The organism is Lacticaseibacillus suihuaensis (genome assembly GCF_054785075.1).
In genome coordinates this window covers 13,675-29,522 of record NZ_BAAGBJ010000012.1, presented here as the reverse complement: position 1 = coordinate 29,522, position 15,848 = coordinate 13,675, and the positions used below count along the sequence as shown (strand labels likewise).

The window sequence follows — 15,848 nt, the reverse complement described above, 5'->3', positions numbered from 1 at the left end:
ACCAGGCGGCGGCGAATCCGGTATAATGGAGCCCATACATAACAGCGGCGCGTAGGGGTGCCGCGAGGGAGGACAATTGATGAAGGGGTTTAACCAACTGTCAAAAAGCCGGGTGTGGCGCGGCATTCTGGTCGCCGCCGGCAGCGTCGCTGTGCTTGGCAGCGCCGCCATCGCCAGCCAGAGCGGCTCGGCCGCGACGCCGCGGGTCGTGGCGGCCGCCACGACCGACGTCAACGGCTACATCGCCAGCCACAACATTCTGCCGGTGCCGATCACCAAGGAGTGGCACACGTTCGAGGAATTCAACTACGGCACCGCCACCGAGCTGCCGGACGGGGTGGTTTTCCACTACACCGACAACGCGACCAGCTTCTCGGCGCGAGACGGCGCCGATTACGAGATCAGCGGCGCCTGGACCTCGGCGTTCGTTCACGACTTCATCGATGCCCGCACCATTTTGAACATCCACAACCCCGACCTCGGCGCCTGGGGGGCCGGGCCCAAGGCCAACGCGCGGTTCGTGCAGTTCGAGCTGGTGACCGCGCGTAACGCCGACGAGTTCGCCCGGTCGATCGCCAACGCCGCCAGCTACACGGCGCAGATGCTGGTTCGCTACGGGCTGAAGCCGAGCCTGGTCAACCCGGCCAACAGCCAGGGCACCATCTGGACGCACCACAACGTCTCGACGCTGCTCGGCGGCACCGACCACGTCGACCCGGACGCCTACATCGCCAAGTGGGGCTACACGCTGCCCGAGTTCCTGACGCTGGTCAACCGGTACTACCAGCCGCTGGTCGCCGCCCAACCCAACTCCAACGCGATCAGCTACAACAAGTACGTGCGGATCACGTCGCCCAATTACCGCATCTACCAAGACCTCAACCTCGCCCAGGTTCGCGCCAATTCCGCCAGCTACCTGAACCAGACGCTGCAGGCGCGGGTTCACTACCGCAAGCCAACGACCGGCTACACCTACCTGTCGCTGTACGACGCCGCCGGCAAGTGGGTCGGCTACATGAACGCGACCGGCGCCGCCGTCGCCGCCGGGCCGCAGGGCACCGCGATTCAAGACGGCCGCTACGTCACCGTGACCAAGGCCAACTACACGCTGTGGCGCGATTTTGACGGCCACGCCAAGCAGGCGAGCCAAAATCTGGTCGGCCAGACCTTCCTGTCGAAGGTCAAGTACAACCACTTCAACGGGTCCGTCTACCTGTCCTTGTACGATCACACCGGCAAGTGGCAGGGCTACCTGAACCAGACCGGCGCGACCGTGGCGCCTGACGCCGGCGGCCTGCCGACGACCGTGGCCAAAACGGTCACGATCACCAAGCCCAACTACACGCGCTGGAACGACCTGCAGTGGCAGGTGGCACTCGGCGACACCACGGCGCTGGTCGGCCAGCAGGTCCAGGTTCGCGCCCAGTACCATCACTACAACGGCGAGACCTACGACGCGATCTACAGCCCAAGCGGCGCCTACCTTGGGCTGCTCAACGATGCGGCGGTCGCCGCAGCGGCCGCGGTCGGCCCGGCGATTACAGACGGTCGCTACGTCACCGTCACCGCCAAAAACTACACGCTGTGGCGCGATTTTGACTGGAACGCCAAGCAAGACAGCACGGCGCTTGTCGGCCAGACCTTCCAGGCCCGGGTGCGGTACGTGCATCGCAACGGCGCGACCTACCTGTCCTTGTACGACCACAACGGCCAGTGGCAGGGCTACCTGAACCAAACCGGCGTGACCGTGGCGCCTGACGCCGGCGGCATCGCCCAGGCGGCGACCGGCTACGTCACGCTGGCCAAGCCGCGCTACACCATCTGGAACAACCTGAGTTTCGCCCAAAAAGTGGTGGCCGACACCACGGCCACGGTGGGTCGGACCTACCAGCGAACGGCCCTGTACCACCACTTCAACGGCTCAACTTACGTCGGCCTGAGTGACGCCGGCCGCTTCGTCGGCTACATCAACACGGATGCGGTGGTCGCGGCCTCGCCTCAGGGCCCGGCCATCACCGACGGCCGCTACGTCACCGTCACCGCGAAGAACTACACGCTGTGGCGCAGCTTCGACTGGGTCGAAAAGCAAGACAGCACGGCGCTTGTCGGCCGCACCTTCCAAGCCCGTCGGCGTTACAACCACCAAAACGGCGCGACCTACCTGTCCTTGTACGACCACAACGGCACCTGGCAGGGCTACCTGAACCAGACCGCCGTGGCGATCGCACCAGACGCCGGCGGCACGGCGACGAAGGCCTCCGGCTACGTCACCTTGGCCAAGCCGCGCTACACCATCTGGAACAACCTGAGCTTCGATCAAAAAGTGGTGGCCGACACCACCGCCACGGTGGGTCAGATCTACCAGCTGACCGGCGTGTACCACCACTTCAACGGGTCGACCTACGACGCGCTAAGCCAGGCCGGCCAGTTCGTCGGCTACATCAACGCCGCGGCGGTCACGACGACGACCGCGCCGCAGGGCAAGGCAATCGCGCTGAATCGCTACGCCACCATCGTGCGAAGCGGGGCCAAGCTTTACGACGGGTTTGATTTTGCCGGCATCAAGAGCGAGACCTCGCAGCTCTTGGACCAGACCTTCCTAGCCAAGCGGCAGTACCACCACGCCGACGGCCACACCTACTACTCGCTGTACCAAAACAACGACAAGTGGCTGGGCTACGTCGACGCCGATTACGTCGCACTCGGCCAGTCGGCGGCCGGCGCCGCGATCGCGATGACCGCCCAGGTGACCATCCAACGCGCCGGCTACAACCGGCTAGCCGACTGGGGCGGTGCAAGCCTCGGTAGCACGACCGGCCTGGTCGGGCAGACCGCGGTGGTGCGACAACGTTTTCGCCACTTCAACGGCTCGACCTACTACGACCTGTACACCACCGGCGGTTCGCACCTGGGCATCGTCAACGCGCTGGCCACGACGGCCGCGACCGGCGTCACACCGGTGGCCGTGCCGGCCAACCTGTACGGGGTGAAAACCACCGGGCTGACCGCTGCGCAGAGCGCTTTTCTCCGCCAGCTGGTCAGCATCGCGATTCCGGTCGCCAAGCAGTACGGCCTCTACCCGTCGATCGCGGTGATGCAGGCGATCACCGAGTCCGGCTGGGGGACCAGCGAGCTGGCGGTCAACGCCAACGCGTACTTCGGCGTCAAGGCCGACGTCAACTGGCCCGGCGCCAGCTACCTGAAGCTGACCGGCGAGGTGTTCGACGGCCAGGCCGTCAAGGTGATCGGCGCCTTCCGCAAGTACGACAGCCTCGCCGACTCGATCATCGGTTACGCGCAAAAGCTGACGACCAGCCCGTACTACACCGGCTGCCTGCGCGTGAACGCACCGACCTGGCAGCAGGCGGTGTCCGGCCTTGCCGCCTACGCGACCAGCCCGACCTACCAGCCCAACCTGATCGCCGGCATCACGCGCTACGGGCTGGACAAGCTCGACGCGGTGGCGGTGAAGTAGGGCTGGCGTGAGGCGAGCGGCGGCCGTCGCGGCTCGCGCCGGGAGCTTCGGGTTGCAGGTGCATCCGGGTGAAGCCCGGCGGCTTGGGCTGCCGCGGCAAGCGGCGGATTTGCGGTCGCACCAGAGACTTGGTGTCATCGGTGACGGTCGCGAACCGCTGCGCAAGCCAGGCCTTTTGTGAAGCAGGCAACGCAGTGAATTGGCCGACCCGGCCTCGCGGGTCGGCTTTTTTGTCTGATGAGGTGTATTTCATTTTCCGAAGATTTATTGGTATAATCAAGGCGTGTAAGCACGTCGACCGGGCAGGGGGAATGCCGGTCGGCTGCGTCAGCATGGGTCCGATTGCCAGCCGTGTAAACGGAGGGTTAATCGATGCGTCAAGGAATTCGTCGTGTGAAATTATATAAGGCAGGCAAGCTGTGGGTTGCCTGCGCCACAGTTATGGTAGCCGGAGGTGTCGCGTTGGTCGCGGCAGCGCCGGCTACAAGTGTTGGTGCGGCCAAGGCCGCCGGGTCGGTTCTGACGACGCCGATTGCGCTGAGCAGCCAGGCGCTGCCGACTGCGGTCCAGTCGAGCAGTGCGGCCCAGACCGGTGCCACTCAAAGCAACGCCGCTCAGGCCGGCACCACCGCGGCGCAGACCGCGCAGGGCGAGCCGACCACCGGCACGACCACGGCTACCGCGGCGGCGCCGGTGGTGACCACCAAGGACCGCAACGGGAATGTTTCCGTCAACCCGGAGCGTACCGGGACCGGCGCCGTCACCACGATTTCGGACAGCAACATCGCGGATTACTTCACGGTGCGAGACGTTGCCGGCAAGGCCAAAGTGTTTGATGGGGCCAAGGTGCAGCTGACGACTGGTCACGAGAATCCGCTTGAGCCGGGACAACCCTATTTCACCAGCGGGATGATTCTGATGTTAGCCAATCAGCAGGTTGACTTTACAACTGACTTTGCGCTGAACCTCACCATGAATGTGGCGTGGGATCCGTCCATGGGACACCTTGGTGGCGATGGCTCTGCACTATTTTTTGAGCCGCTCAGTCAGGCCGATGCTTTCAGTAATGTCCAAACCGGTAGCGGTTTAGGATTAACCGATGATTCTTCTGCCCAAGCTGACACCATGAGTTTTAACTTATCGACGAACGCGATGGGGGCCCTCACTAGCGGTCCGCAAAATCATTGGTATGCCTACCGCTCCACCGGTGCCAACAAACCGCTCGACGGTCTAACCGATCTGGGAATAGACATTGATCAGAACGGGACCGGCAGCCTGACCTTCACCTACGACATGCGATACGACGCGGCGACTAAAACGCTGACCGTTGTGACGACAGACGATAGCGGGAACGTGCTGAAGAACTGGACCGTGCCGATCACCGATGCGCAGATTGGCCAAGGTTACACCCTCGGCGTGAGCGCGGCGACCGCCGCCTCCCGTGCCGCCTACACCGCGACCTTCAACGGTTACCAGTACCAGCAGGCCGACGCCTCACTTCAGATCAGCAGCACGGGACTGCCGGAAGGCGTCAGCGGCCCGAGCCAAACCGGCGTCAAGGCGATGGCCGGCGACCACGTCGCGTTTTACCCCGAAGGCACCGCCGCACCGACGACCACGCCGGACGGTTTTGCCGTGACCAGCGCCTACGCCGTGCCGGCGGTTGACGGCTACGTGCTGCGCCAGACCCAGTTCGCCGATATCGTGGCCGGCGATGCCAACCAGGTCGTGCTGAATTACGGCCAGCCGGCCACCACCACCGTGCATTACGTCGATGGCAATGGTCAAACGCTGAAGCCGGATGTCACGCTGACCGGTTTTGTCGGCGACACCTATACGGCAACGCCGACGCTTGACGGCTACGATTACGTGGGGCTGGGGGATGGCTCCGCCGCGGTCAGCGGTCCGTTCACGGCGGCCGACCAAAGCGTCACGCTGGTGTTCCGCCGGCCGGCCACCGAGCTGGCCGTGACCTACGTCGATGAGGACGGCAATGAAATTCAGAAGCCGACCACTCAAACCGGCGTGATCGGCGATGATTACACCGTCACGGCCCCGACCATTGACGGCTACGATTACGTTGGCCTGGGCGATGGCTCCGCCGCGTTGAGCGGCCAGTTCGCCGCCGGGCTGACGGTCACTTTGGTCTATAAGGCCAAGCCGCGCGTCTCCGGTGGCGTCACGGTCAATTACGTGGATCAAGACGGCAACACGCTGCAGCCGAGCACCACGCAGGGCGGCCACGTCGGCGACACCTACACCGTCGCGGCCCCGACCATTGACGGGTACGACTACACGGGGCTGGGGGATGACTCCGCCGCGCTGTCCGGCCAGCTGACAGAGGCCGCCCAGACGGTAACTTTGGTCTACACCAAGCAGGCGACGCTGACCGTTCGCTACGTCGACGGCCTGGGCCATGAGATTCAACAGGAAACCGTGACCACTCGCCCGGTCGGCACCGTCTACAGCAAGATGGCACCGCCGATCGCGGGGTACGATTACGTCGGGGTGGGCAAGGACTCCGCACCGCTGGCCGGCACGTTCACGGCGCAGCCGCAGACCATCACTTTTGTCTACTTTGCGGAATCCGGCCGCGAAACCACGCCGCAGCCGGCCAGCCGCCTGACCATCCGCTACGTCGATGAGAACGGGCAGTCCATTAAGGCCGACACGGTCAAAAAGGACGGTTTTGTCGGCAACGGTTACGGCGTGACGGCCCCGGCGATTGCCGGCTACGACTATGTCGGGCTGGGCGACGGCTCCGCCGCCTTGAGCGGCCAGTTCATCGCTAACGACCAAACCATCACACTGGTCTACAAGCCGGCCCAGACCACCGGCGACCTGACCGTGCGTTACGTCGACGCCAACGGGGATGAGCTGCAGCCAAGCACCACGCTGACCGGCGACCTCGGCAGCAATTTTGCCGTGACCATCCCCGGCATCAAGGGTTACCACTACGCCGGCCCGGGCAAGGAAGGCAATCAGATCACCGGCGCTTACACCAAGGAGCCGCAGGTGGTCACGCTGACTTACATCCGCGACGAACACAAGGTCCCGACCCCAGTTGAAGCCGGTGACCTGACGATTCGTTACGTCGATGAAAAAGGTAACCAGATTCAAGCCGATACGGTGAAGTCCGGTTACGTTGGCAACGGCTACGGGGTGATGGCGCCAGCGATCAAGAACTACGACTATGTCGGGCTTGACTCCGCTTCGGCACCGTTGAAGGGTCAGTTCACCGCGGCTGGCCAGACCATCACGCTGGTTTACAAGCACAAGGAAAGCCAGACCGGTACCCCGGTCGAGGCAGGTTCGCTGACGATTCGTTACGTCGATGAAAAAGGTAACCAGATTCAGGCCGACACGGTGAAGTCCGGCTACGTTGGCAACGGCTACGAGGTGACGGCACCATCGATTAAGAACTACGACTATGTCGGGTTGGGTTCCGCTTCGGCACCGTTGAAGGGTCAGTTCACCGCGACCGCTCAGACCATCACGCTGGTTTACAAGCACAAGGAAAGCCAGACCAGTACCCCAGTCGAGGCAGGTTCGCTGACGATTCGCTACGTCGACGAAAAAGGTAACCAGATTCAAGCCGATACGGTGAAGTCCGGTTACGTCGGGAACGGCTACGAGGTTGTGGCCCCAGCGATCAAGAACTACGACTACGTAGGGCTTGGCTCCGCTTCGGCGCCGCTGAAAGGTCAGTTCACCGCGACCGCTCAGACCATCACCCTGGTCTACAAGCACAAGGAGACGCAGACCTCTACGCCAGTTGAAGCCGGTGACCTGACGATTCGCTACGTCGACGAAAAGGGTAACCAGATTCAGGCCGACACGGTGAAGTCCGGTTACGTTGGCAACGGCTACGAGGTCGTGGCCCCTGTGATCAAGAACTACGACTACGTAGGGCTGGGATCCGCTTCGGCGCCGCTGAAGGGTCAGTTCACCGCGGCTGGCCAGACCATCACGCTGGTTTACAAGCACAAGGAAACGCAAACCTCTACGCCAGTTGAAGCCGGCGACCTGACGATTCGCTACGTCGATGAAAAAGGTAACCAGATCCAGGCCGACACGGTGAAGTCCGGTTACGTCGGGAACGGCTACGAGGTCGTGGCGCCAGCGATCAAGAATTACGACTACGTAGGGCTTGGCTCCGCTTCGGCGCCGTTGAAGGGTCAGTTCACCGCGGCTGCCCAGACCATCACGCTGGTCTACAAGCACAAGGAAACGCAAACCTCTACGCCAGTTGAAGCTGGCGACCTGACCATCCGCTACGTCGACGAAAAAGGTAACCAGATCCAGGCCGACACGGTGAAGTCCGGTTACGTCGGGAACGGCTACGAGGTCGTGGCCCCAGCGATTAAGAACTACGACTACGTAGGGCTTGGCTCCGCTTCGGCGCCGTTGAAGGGTCAGTTCACCGCGGCTGCCCAGACCATCACGCTGGTCTACAAGCACAAGGAAACGCAGACCTCGACGCCAGTTGAAGCTGGCGACCTGACGATTCGCTACGTCGACGAAAAAGGTAACCAGATCCAGGCCGACACGGTGAAGTCCGGTTACGTTGGCAACGGCTACGGTGTGACGGCACCAAGCATCAAGGACTACGACTACGTAGGCCTCGGGGATGGTTCGGCAGCGCTGACCGGCAAGTTCGCCACGGTCACCCAGACCATCACGCTGGTTTACAAGCACAAAGAGGTCCAGACCGGGACCCCGCAGCCGGCCGGCGCCTTGACCGTTCGCTGCGTCGACGCCTCGGGCAACCTGATTCAGGCCCAGACGGTGAAAAACGGCTATGTCGGCAACGGCTACGGCGTGACGGTCCCGACCATTCGGAATTACGATTACGTCGGCCTCGCCGAAGGCTCCGCCGCGTTGACCGGCAAGTTCACCAGCGCTGCGCAGACCGTCACCATGATTTTCCGGCACAAAACGGTTCAGGTGGTGACGCCGCAAGCGGCCGGCGACCTGACGATCCGCTACGTCGACGAAAAGGGTAACCAGATTAAGGCCGACACGGTGAAGTCCGGCTACGTCGGCAACGGTTACGGCGTGACGGCGCCAACAATCAAGGACTACGACTACGTAGGCCTGGGCTCTGATTCAGCACCGCTGAAGGGTCAGTTCACCGCGGCAGCTCAGACTATCACGCTGGTTTACAAGCACAAGGAAACGCAGACTTCTACTCCAGTTGAAGCCGGCGACCTGACGATCCGCTACGTCGACGAAAAAGGTAACCAGATCCAGACGTCAACGGTGAAGTCCGGCTACGTCGGCAATGGCTACGGCGTGACGGCACCAAGCATTCGGAATTACGACTACGTAGGACTCGGCGCCGGTTCCGCAGCCCTGACCGGCAAGTTCACCAAGTCTGGCCAAACCATCACCCTGGTTTACCGCCACAAGGCAGTAGAAACCGGCAAGCCACAAGCGGCCGGTGACCTGACGATCCGCTACGTCGACGAAAAAGGTAACCAGATTCAAACCTCGACGGTTAAATCCGGTTACGTCGGCAACGGCTACGGCGTGACGGCACCAACGATCAAGGATTACGACTACGTAGGCTTGAGTGATGGTTCCGCGGCGCTGACCGGCACGTTCACCAAGGCCGGTCAAACCATCACGCTGGTTTACCGCCACAAGGCAGTGGAAACCGGCAAGCCGCAGGCGGCCGGCGACCTGACCATCCGTTACGTCGACGAAAAGGGTAACCAGATTCAGACCTCAACGGTGAAGTCCGGCTACATCGGCAACGGTTACGGCGTGACGGCACCAACGATCAAGGACTACGACTACGTAGGCCTCGGCGATGGCTCCGCCGCTCTTACCGGCAAGTTCACCAAGGCTGGTCAAACCATCACCTTGTTTTACCGCCACAAGCAGGTTGAGACCGGGACACCGCAAGCGGCTGGCGATCTGACGATCCGCTACGTCGACGAAAAGGGTAACCAAATTCAAACGTCAACGGTGAAGTCCGGCTACATTGGCAACGGCTACGGCGTGACGGCACCGACAATCAAGGACTACGACTACGTCGGCCTCGGTGCCGGTTCCGCCGCCCTGACCGGCACGTTCACCAAGGCTGGCCAAACCATCACCCTGGTTTACCGCCACAAGCAGGTGGAAACCGGCAAGCCGCAAGCAGCCGGCGACCTGACCATTCGCTACGTCGACGAAAAGGGTAACCAGATTCAGACGGCGACGGTGAAGTCCGGCTATATCGGCAACGGCTACGGCGTGACGGCGCCAAGCATCAAGGACTACGACTACGTAGGCCTCGGTGATGATTCCGCCGCCCTGACTGGTAAGTTCACTAAGTTCGGTCAAACCATCACCCTGGTTTATCGCACCCACACCACGACCGAGCCGACCGACCCGACCGAGCCAACGACGCCGACCGAGCCAACCACCCCGACCGCTAAGCCGACCACGCAGCCGACCAGCGACGCCAAGGGTGATCACGCTGATACCGGCACCACGGCGCCGACGCAGCTGCCGGTCACCGGTAATCATGCGGCAACAACCGCTGCGAAGGCGAAGGCGCTGCCGCAAACCGGCGACCAGCGCAACCTGTTGCTGCAGGCAATGGGCGCCTTGCTCCTGGGCCTGACCGGCACCGGCGTTATGCTCGGCCGCCGGCGCCGTGAGCGGTAACACGCGGCGTTTCGCATTCGAAAACCGAACGGCACGACAAGAAGGACACCGCCTGCGCGATGTCCTTCTTTATGTCATAAAAAATTCAATTGTGAACAACAAAATTGGTGAACTATTTTTACAAATGCTGAATTTGCATTGTACACAAGCAATCGCTTACAATAAGGTCAGGCAGGAAATGCCGCAACCCCAAACCCACTCACAGGAGGAATGCACATGAGTCTCGATGACAAGCTCGACAGCGTGAAGGACCAAGTAACCGGCAAGGCCAAGGAAGTTGAAGGCAAGGTCACAGGCGATAAGCTGCGTGAATCACAAGGCAAAGCCGAGTCACTCGGCGGCAAGCTCAAGGGCAAGGTGGCCGACGCCAAGGACAAGCTGGAAGACGCAGGCGAGGCGGCCAAGGACAAGGTGGAAGACGCCGCCGACGCGATCAAGGATAAGTTCAAGACGAAGCGCGACTAACGCTCTCGACACCAAAAATCCCGGGCCCAACCGCAACGTCATGCGGTGAGACCCGGGATTTGTTTTGCCTAAGTCGTTAGTAAGCGTCGGTCATGTCGTCTTCCGGGGTGCGGAAGCGGTCGCCGGCCAGGTTGCGGTAGAAGGCCGCGTTGGTCGCCTGCATGTAAGGCGTCAGCCACAGGAAGCCGATGCCGAGCGTGACGACGGACAGCAGGGCCCAGCCGAGAAAGCTCAGCTGCAGCACGAAGTATTCCCACTTGTGGCCGACCATCAGCTCGCGGCTGGCGGTGATCGCGTCGGTGGCGCCGATCTGGCGGCCGGCGCGTTGCATATCGCTCAGAATGTAGTCAACTTGCGAGTACGAGAAGGCCTTCACGATGCCGGGCACCACCAGCAGCAGCGTCCAGAGCGCCATGAAAATGCCGGCGAGCAGTGTGTTCAGGAACACCGCCACGGGTTGCGACCCGGTGAAGCCGCTGAAAATATTGTTGAAAACGCCGTTGCCGCGGTCTTCATCGTCCATGAGCCGCAGGAACGAGAAGCTGATGCCGACCATCACCCAGGCCTCTAGGATGCCGGCGGTGAAGCCGCCGATGATGCTGGCCATGATGGCCCCCAGCAGCGACAGGCCGACCGCCCAGCCCCAGTTTCCGGCCAGCCGCGCCTTGGCCAGCCCCTTCAACTCTGATCTTGTCATATTATCTCCTCCAAGAATATTGAATGATAACCCTTAACGCCGTAATTATATCATATTTATAATACGGACTCGCGAATTAACCACGCACCGACCCGCGTTATTTTTGCCCCGGTTGACGCAAAAAGGGCTTGCCCCCTACCCGGCGAATGTGCTAATATATTTAAGTTGTCAAATGGCAATGCAGCAATGGGTGGTTAGCTCAGCTGGCAGAGCAACGGACTCTTAATCCGTGGGTCCAGGGTTCGATCCCCTGACCACCCAGAACGGCGACTCGCAGACTTGCGGGTCGCTTTTTTTGTCGGCCAATAAGCAATGTTCGGGTTCTAAACAGGTCGATTTCGACCTGTTTAGAACCCAAACACCGATGACAAGCAAAAAAAGCACTGTGACCGAGCTTAAAATTTGCCAAGTAACCGCTTACCTGCTAAGCTAAAGTCAAGTGATCACTAGGATAGGGGTCGGTGGCCGGCCACCGTGACAAACCCTTCTTCGGCGGCGATCCAGTGGCAAGCGCCACGCTACCTCACGCAGACCAGGCCCCAGCCCGGCCCCGTCATCGATGATATCAGTGGAACCCGTCGCATTAGAGTGGGCGGGAATCATTAATCGTAGTGGATAACCGGTTGCAGTGTTATCAAACGCCCAACTCCAAGTACGGAGGTAGCTGCGGGCGGGCGAGGCGGCCGGGACGCGTACCGGCCAGCACGACAAACCATTCCGGCGGCCCGGAAGGTGTGCTGGCTCAGGCGGCGTAACCTGTACTAGATTCAAAGCACGACCGCCTGCTCAGGCGTGTGGATGTCACCGCACGGCGCAGTCCTGAGTCAGGCGGGTACGACCCCAGCCCCCGCGAACCACAAGCGCAGCCTGGGACGGCGGCACCGCGCAGCAGCTTCAGGCTGCCAGCCGGTGCCGGACAGGTGCGGGACTTGGTTTTGACCCCAGTGCGGCGCTGCAGCGTCGCGCTGAGGCAGGAGCCTGGCCACCCAACGCCTTGTCGACACCCACGTGACCACAACGCCCAGATCCGCTGGCGGGGTACTTCCCGTCGGCGGATTTGGTGCGTCCTTTTGGTGGTGGCACGAGGTCGCCGCTTGTCGTTGCCTGGTTTGGCTTAGCGACCGGTGCCGCCTTGTCCTGGATTCCACCGCAGGGTTAGCGGCGGCGCAGTCCTCGGCGGTCCCGCCGCGGTCTAATTGTCGGGCCCAGTCCTTGCCGGTTCCGCTACCGTTACCTCGTCAGTTTCGTCGTCGCTCTAGTCGGCGGTCCCGCTGTCGTCGCCGGCCTCGCTATTGCTTCCGTCTTCTTCCTCCTCGTCCTCGCCGATCCACTCGTACTCCGCCAGGATCTCGTATTCCAGCGGCGCCCCCTGGGTCATGTTGTACAGCGCGACGTCGAGGTCCGGCATCTCCGGCGTCGTCAGCGTGGTGATCAGATAGGGACGCTGACCGTCCCACGACGGCTGCGCGATGTCGAGCGTCGCGTGAATCCAGTCGGCATCCAGCGGGAACCAGCTCGTGAACAGCGCCTTGAGCTCGGGCAGCGTGATTTGATCATCGGTGGCAAAAACGTGCAGCACTAGCCATGAATTCATGATTTTTCCTCCTTCGAATACAGCGCAGCGGTGGCGAGGGCGGCGTCGCGAACGGCGTCGGCCAGCCGCTGCGGCGCCGTGATGGTCACCAGCGGCCCCTGACCCAGCGCCCAGAGCTTCACGCCGTCCTCTGCGACATCCGGGACGATGAACGTCCAACCGTTGTCTGGGTCGGGGTACTTGCCCTGCTGCCTGGCGGTGGGAAAAGCGTCCAGCAGCGTCTCGGGGTAGCCGCGGTAAGTCAGCTTGACCGTCGCGTGGCGGCTGGCCGACAGCTTGTAGGACTGGCGCCGGTGAGCGGCCAGGTCGTAGCCCGGCGGCGTCAGGCTGCGATTGACCCGCGGCGCCGCAAGCGTCTGGATCCGGTCGAGGCGGTACAGCCGGTAGCGGTCGGGGGACCCGTGCGTGGTCGCGTGTTCGAACAGCGCGACGTAAAAATGGTCGTGGTCGACGAACACCGTCGCGGGTTTGCCGGTGTGGATGCGGTCGCGGTCGACCCGCTCCAGGCTACGGGTCGAGCGGTAGGTGAAGGTCACCGCCTGACGGGCTGAGGCCGCCGCGCTGAGCTGAACGATTAAGTCGAGCAGCGGCGTCAGCGGCTGGCGCGGCAGGTAGGCCGCGGTGGCGGCGGCCAGCTGCTTGCGCAGCCGGGCCTGGTCCTGACCGTGAGCCAGGCTCAAAACGGCTCCGACCAGCCGCTGGGCCTCCTCGGGCGTGAAGGCGCCGCTGCCCAGCACCAGGTGAGCCAGCGCCAGCACTTCCGGGTCGCTCGGCGTCCCGGAAAGCGCGTAGGTGTCGCCGTTTTGCGCCAGGCTCAGCCCGTGATCGGTGAGAATCTCGCCGATCGTCGCCATGTCGCGGTAGAAGGTGCGAACGTTGGTGTCGCCGCCGGCCGTTTCCGCCTCGCGGGACAGCTTTTCGTTGCGCATCAGCCGGACCAGCTCGTCCAGGATGCGTGTGTGATAGGTCATGGAAATTCCTCCAATTCGTGCGATTGCGACAGCAGGTGACACCGTTGGCGGCGATAATGAAGGCAAAACCTAGGAGGTCCCGCCATGTCCAACGTCGATTCGCTTCAAGCCGTTCACAACTATTACCTGAAAAAGTACACCGCCCTGGGCCTGCCGCCGCTTGAGGCCAGCGAAACCGAGTGGGCGGCCCTGGCCGCCATGCACCGCGCCGGCTGGAAGCTGCCGCAGCGGCTGCCCAGCCCCGAGGCGCTGGCCCTGGCCGCGCTGCTGGCGCCGAGTGCCGGTGCGGCCGCGGCCACTGGTGCGACTCCCGTTGCCACCGCTGGGACGCCAAGCGACCCAGCGACGGGATCACGGGCTGACCCAACTGCCGGGACGCCGACCAGTCCCACCACCGGGGCGTTTGTTATTCGCGCCACCGGGTCGTCATTCGACCCAGTCGCCGGGTCTTCGAGCCGTCCCGCCGCCGGGTTGTTATCCGATCCCGCTACCGGGTCGCCGAGCGACCCGACCGCGCCGGTGCCGGAACTCGACCAGCGGCTGCGTGATTTTGGCCTGTGGCTGCGCGATGAGCCGATGGCGTGGGGCTGGTACGAGGACTCGCCGCTCACCGATGAGGAGCTGGCGACTGCCGAGAACCGGGCCGCCTGGCGTGAGTTCCAGGCGGGGGCCCAAGCCGAGGCCCAGGCGCTGTGCGACACCATTTTCGGTGGCCCAGGGTTGGTCGCCCTGGCGCCGGACGCGTTCGAACACGGCGACGTGCCGCGTGAATCCGTTTGGCCGCTGCTCGACGTGCTGGTCTGCCTGCGCAAGAATGGCGTCGCCTACCGCTTCGTGCCGGAAGACGCCATGGCGCCGCAGCGAGCCGGCCGGCTTGAGGTCGCCGGTCTGACGCTTGACTACGAGCTGCCGGACTGGGCGACGGGGCTGCCGTGGGTCACGCTGGATTACGCCGCCTACGCGCTGGACTGAGCCGCGCCGCAGCCTCGCACCACGAAGACGGCGAGAATAAGAACGCAACTGGTGGCCACGGCCACTGGTTGCGTTTTTTCTATTATTATACGGTCAGGCGTCTTGCAGCGCCACCAGCGCGGTGCCGTCCTCGGCTTGGCTGAAAACGAACGTCGCCGGCAGCACGTTCATGGCGTTGACGGCGGCCGGCCAGTCGGCGAACTGATCCGGCAGGGACCAGAAAAGCGGCTCGCCGTGGTCCGGTCCGGCCGGTTGCGAAGCGGCGGCCTCGTGGTGATCGGCACCCGCCGGCTCGTCTTCGCTCGTGGCGGTTGCCTCACCCCGAGCGGCCGCTTCACCGGTCGCCTCGCTGTCCCCGGTCTCAGCGGCTGTCCCGGGTTCCTCCGGCGTCACTGCACCGGTCGCATCGGCGTCCCCGGCGGCCCCGTCCCCGGTCGCATCGGCGTCACTGACTGCGTCGGCGGCCACCGCCGTGATTGCGGGGTAGCGGGTGCCGGTGGTGGCGTCGACCACCAGCCGGGCGGCCAGCACCCGCAGCGTCCGGGCCGCCACCGGGCCGATCAGCGACACGAAGCGGTTGTCGTTGCGGCTCAGCTGAATATCGGCCGCCCAGGCGTCGAGGTCGTAGTAGGCCTCGCCGACTGCCTGGGTCGTGTTGGGCAGCCGCGCGTCGTCCGCGGTCGTCGCCTCGGGCAGCTCGCGGCTGACCACCTCGCAGCGGCGAGTGACCAGCTCGGCGACCCGCACCACCTCCTCGAACGGCAGGACCGGCGAGTCGGGCTGCGGCCGGCGAATCAGTGTCTGGACCAGCCGGACGCGCTGATCCGCCGGGTCCGGGCGGTCGGTGACCACGGTGATCGCCCGGGCCGCAGCCATCGTCAGCACCAACCCGACCTGCTGCTCCAGCGGCCGGTACTCGAAGCCGGCGATCAGCCGGGTGTCGCCCTGCAACCGTAAGTTCGTTACATATAATGTCATGCGCTCCTCCTTATGATTCACCATTCGCGTTGCCTA

Annotated in this window: 8 protein-coding genes and 1 tRNA gene; 5 read left to right on the top strand and 4 right to left on the bottom strand. The window is 63.3% G+C overall.

Annotation, left to right across the window (positions count from 1 at the left end; all coding sequences use genetic code 11):
* Positions 1–79: 79 nt before the first annotated feature.
* The 3 genes from ACYVRZ_RS10370 to ACYVRZ_RS10360 all read left to right on the top strand — a co-directional run bounded on the left by ACYVRZ_RS10370 (position 80) and on the right by ACYVRZ_RS10360 (position 10,600).
* Entirely contained in the window at positions 80–3,475 is a 3,396-nt protein-coding gene (locus ACYVRZ_RS10370; protein WP_461226657.1) for a glucosaminidase domain-containing protein, read from the top strand.
* 372 nt (positions 3,476–3,847) lie between these two features.
* On the top strand, positions 3,848–10,135 hold the full coding sequence (locus ACYVRZ_RS10365) for a MucBP domain-containing protein (protein ID WP_461226655.1): 6,288 nt from the start codon (positions 3,848–3,850) through the stop codon (positions 10,133–10,135).
* Positions 10,136–10,351: 216 nt separating this feature from the next.
* Complete coding sequence (locus ACYVRZ_RS10360) at positions 10,352–10,600, top strand: CsbD family protein (RefSeq protein ID WP_461226653.1); 249 nt, start codon at positions 10,352–10,354, stop codon at positions 10,598–10,600.
* Positions 10,601–10,676: 76 nt separating this feature from the next.
* Here the strand turns inward: ACYVRZ_RS10360 and ACYVRZ_RS10355 are convergent, their stop codons facing one another.
* Positions 10,677–11,297 carry a DUF975 family protein gene (locus tag ACYVRZ_RS10355; RefSeq protein WP_461226652.1) on the bottom strand — a complete coding sequence of 207 codons (621 nt, stop codon included), beginning with the start codon at positions 11,295–11,297 and terminating at the stop codon, positions 10,677–10,679.
* Between the two features lie 188 nt (positions 11,298–11,485).
* Between ACYVRZ_RS10355 and ACYVRZ_RS10350 the strand changes: the two genes are divergently transcribed.
* Positions 11,486–11,558: transfer RNA gene (locus ACYVRZ_RS10350), tRNA-Lys, on the top strand.
* Between the two features lie 994 nt (positions 11,559–12,552).
* On the opposite strand, the gene ACYVRZ_RS10345 is transcribed toward ACYVRZ_RS10350, so the two are convergent.
* Together ACYVRZ_RS10345 and ACYVRZ_RS10340 are read right to left on the bottom strand one after the other, a co-directional pair.
* Positions 12,553–12,891 carry a hypothetical protein gene (locus ACYVRZ_RS10345; protein ID WP_461226650.1) on the bottom strand — a complete coding sequence of 113 codons (339 nt, stop codon included), beginning with the start codon at positions 12,889–12,891 and terminating at the stop codon, positions 12,553–12,555.
* Positions 12,888–13,862, bottom strand: a complete 975-nt coding sequence (locus ACYVRZ_RS10340) for a helix-turn-helix transcriptional regulator (protein WP_461226648.1) — start codon at positions 13,860–13,862, stop codon at positions 12,888–12,890. Before ACYVRZ_RS10340 ends, ACYVRZ_RS10345 begins: the two co-directional genes overlap by 4 nt.
* A gap of 84 nt (positions 13,863–13,946) precedes the next feature.
* On the opposite strand from ACYVRZ_RS10340, the gene ACYVRZ_RS10335 reads away from it, so the two are divergent.
* Entirely contained in the window at positions 13,947–14,834 is an 888-nt protein-coding gene (locus tag ACYVRZ_RS10335) for a hypothetical protein (protein ID WP_461226646.1), read from the top strand.
* Between the two features lie 93 nt (positions 14,835–14,927).
* On the opposite strand, the gene ACYVRZ_RS10330 is transcribed toward ACYVRZ_RS10335, so the two are convergent.
* On the bottom strand, positions 14,928–15,812 hold the full coding sequence (locus ACYVRZ_RS10330; protein WP_461226644.1) for a hypothetical protein: 885 nt from the start codon (positions 15,810–15,812) through the stop codon (positions 14,928–14,930).
* Positions 15,813–15,848 lie beyond the last annotated feature (36 nt).

Bases quoted from the DNA above. Each gene is read 5' to 3' on its own strand.
- ACYVRZ_RS10370 (WP_461226657.1), top strand. From the start codon at position 80: ATGAAGGGGTTTAACCAACTGTCAAAAAGCCGGGTGTGGCGCGGCATT.
- ACYVRZ_RS10365 (WP_461226655.1), top strand. From the start codon at position 3,848: ATGCGTCAAGGAATTCGTCGTGTGAAATTATATAAGGCAGGCAAGCTG.
- ACYVRZ_RS10360 (WP_461226653.1), top strand. From the start codon at position 10,352: ATGAGTCTCGATGACAAGCTCGACAGCGTGAAGGACCAAGTAACCGGC.
- ACYVRZ_RS10355 (WP_461226652.1), bottom strand. From the start codon at position 11,297: ATGACAAGATCAGAGTTGAAGGGGCTGGCCAAGGCGCGGCTGGCCGGA.
- ACYVRZ_RS10345 (WP_461226650.1), bottom strand. From the start codon at position 12,891: ATGAATTCATGGCTAGTGCTGCACGTTTTTGCCACCGATGATCAAATC.
- ACYVRZ_RS10340 (WP_461226648.1), bottom strand. From the start codon at position 13,862: ATGACCTATCACACACGCATCCTGGACGAGCTGGTCCGGCTGATGCGC.
- ACYVRZ_RS10335 (WP_461226646.1), top strand. From the start codon at position 13,947: ATGTCCAACGTCGATTCGCTTCAAGCCGTTCACAACTATTACCTGAAA.
- ACYVRZ_RS10330 (WP_461226644.1), bottom strand. From the start codon at position 15,812: ATGACATTATATGTAACGAACTTACGGTTGCAGGGCGACACCCGGCTG.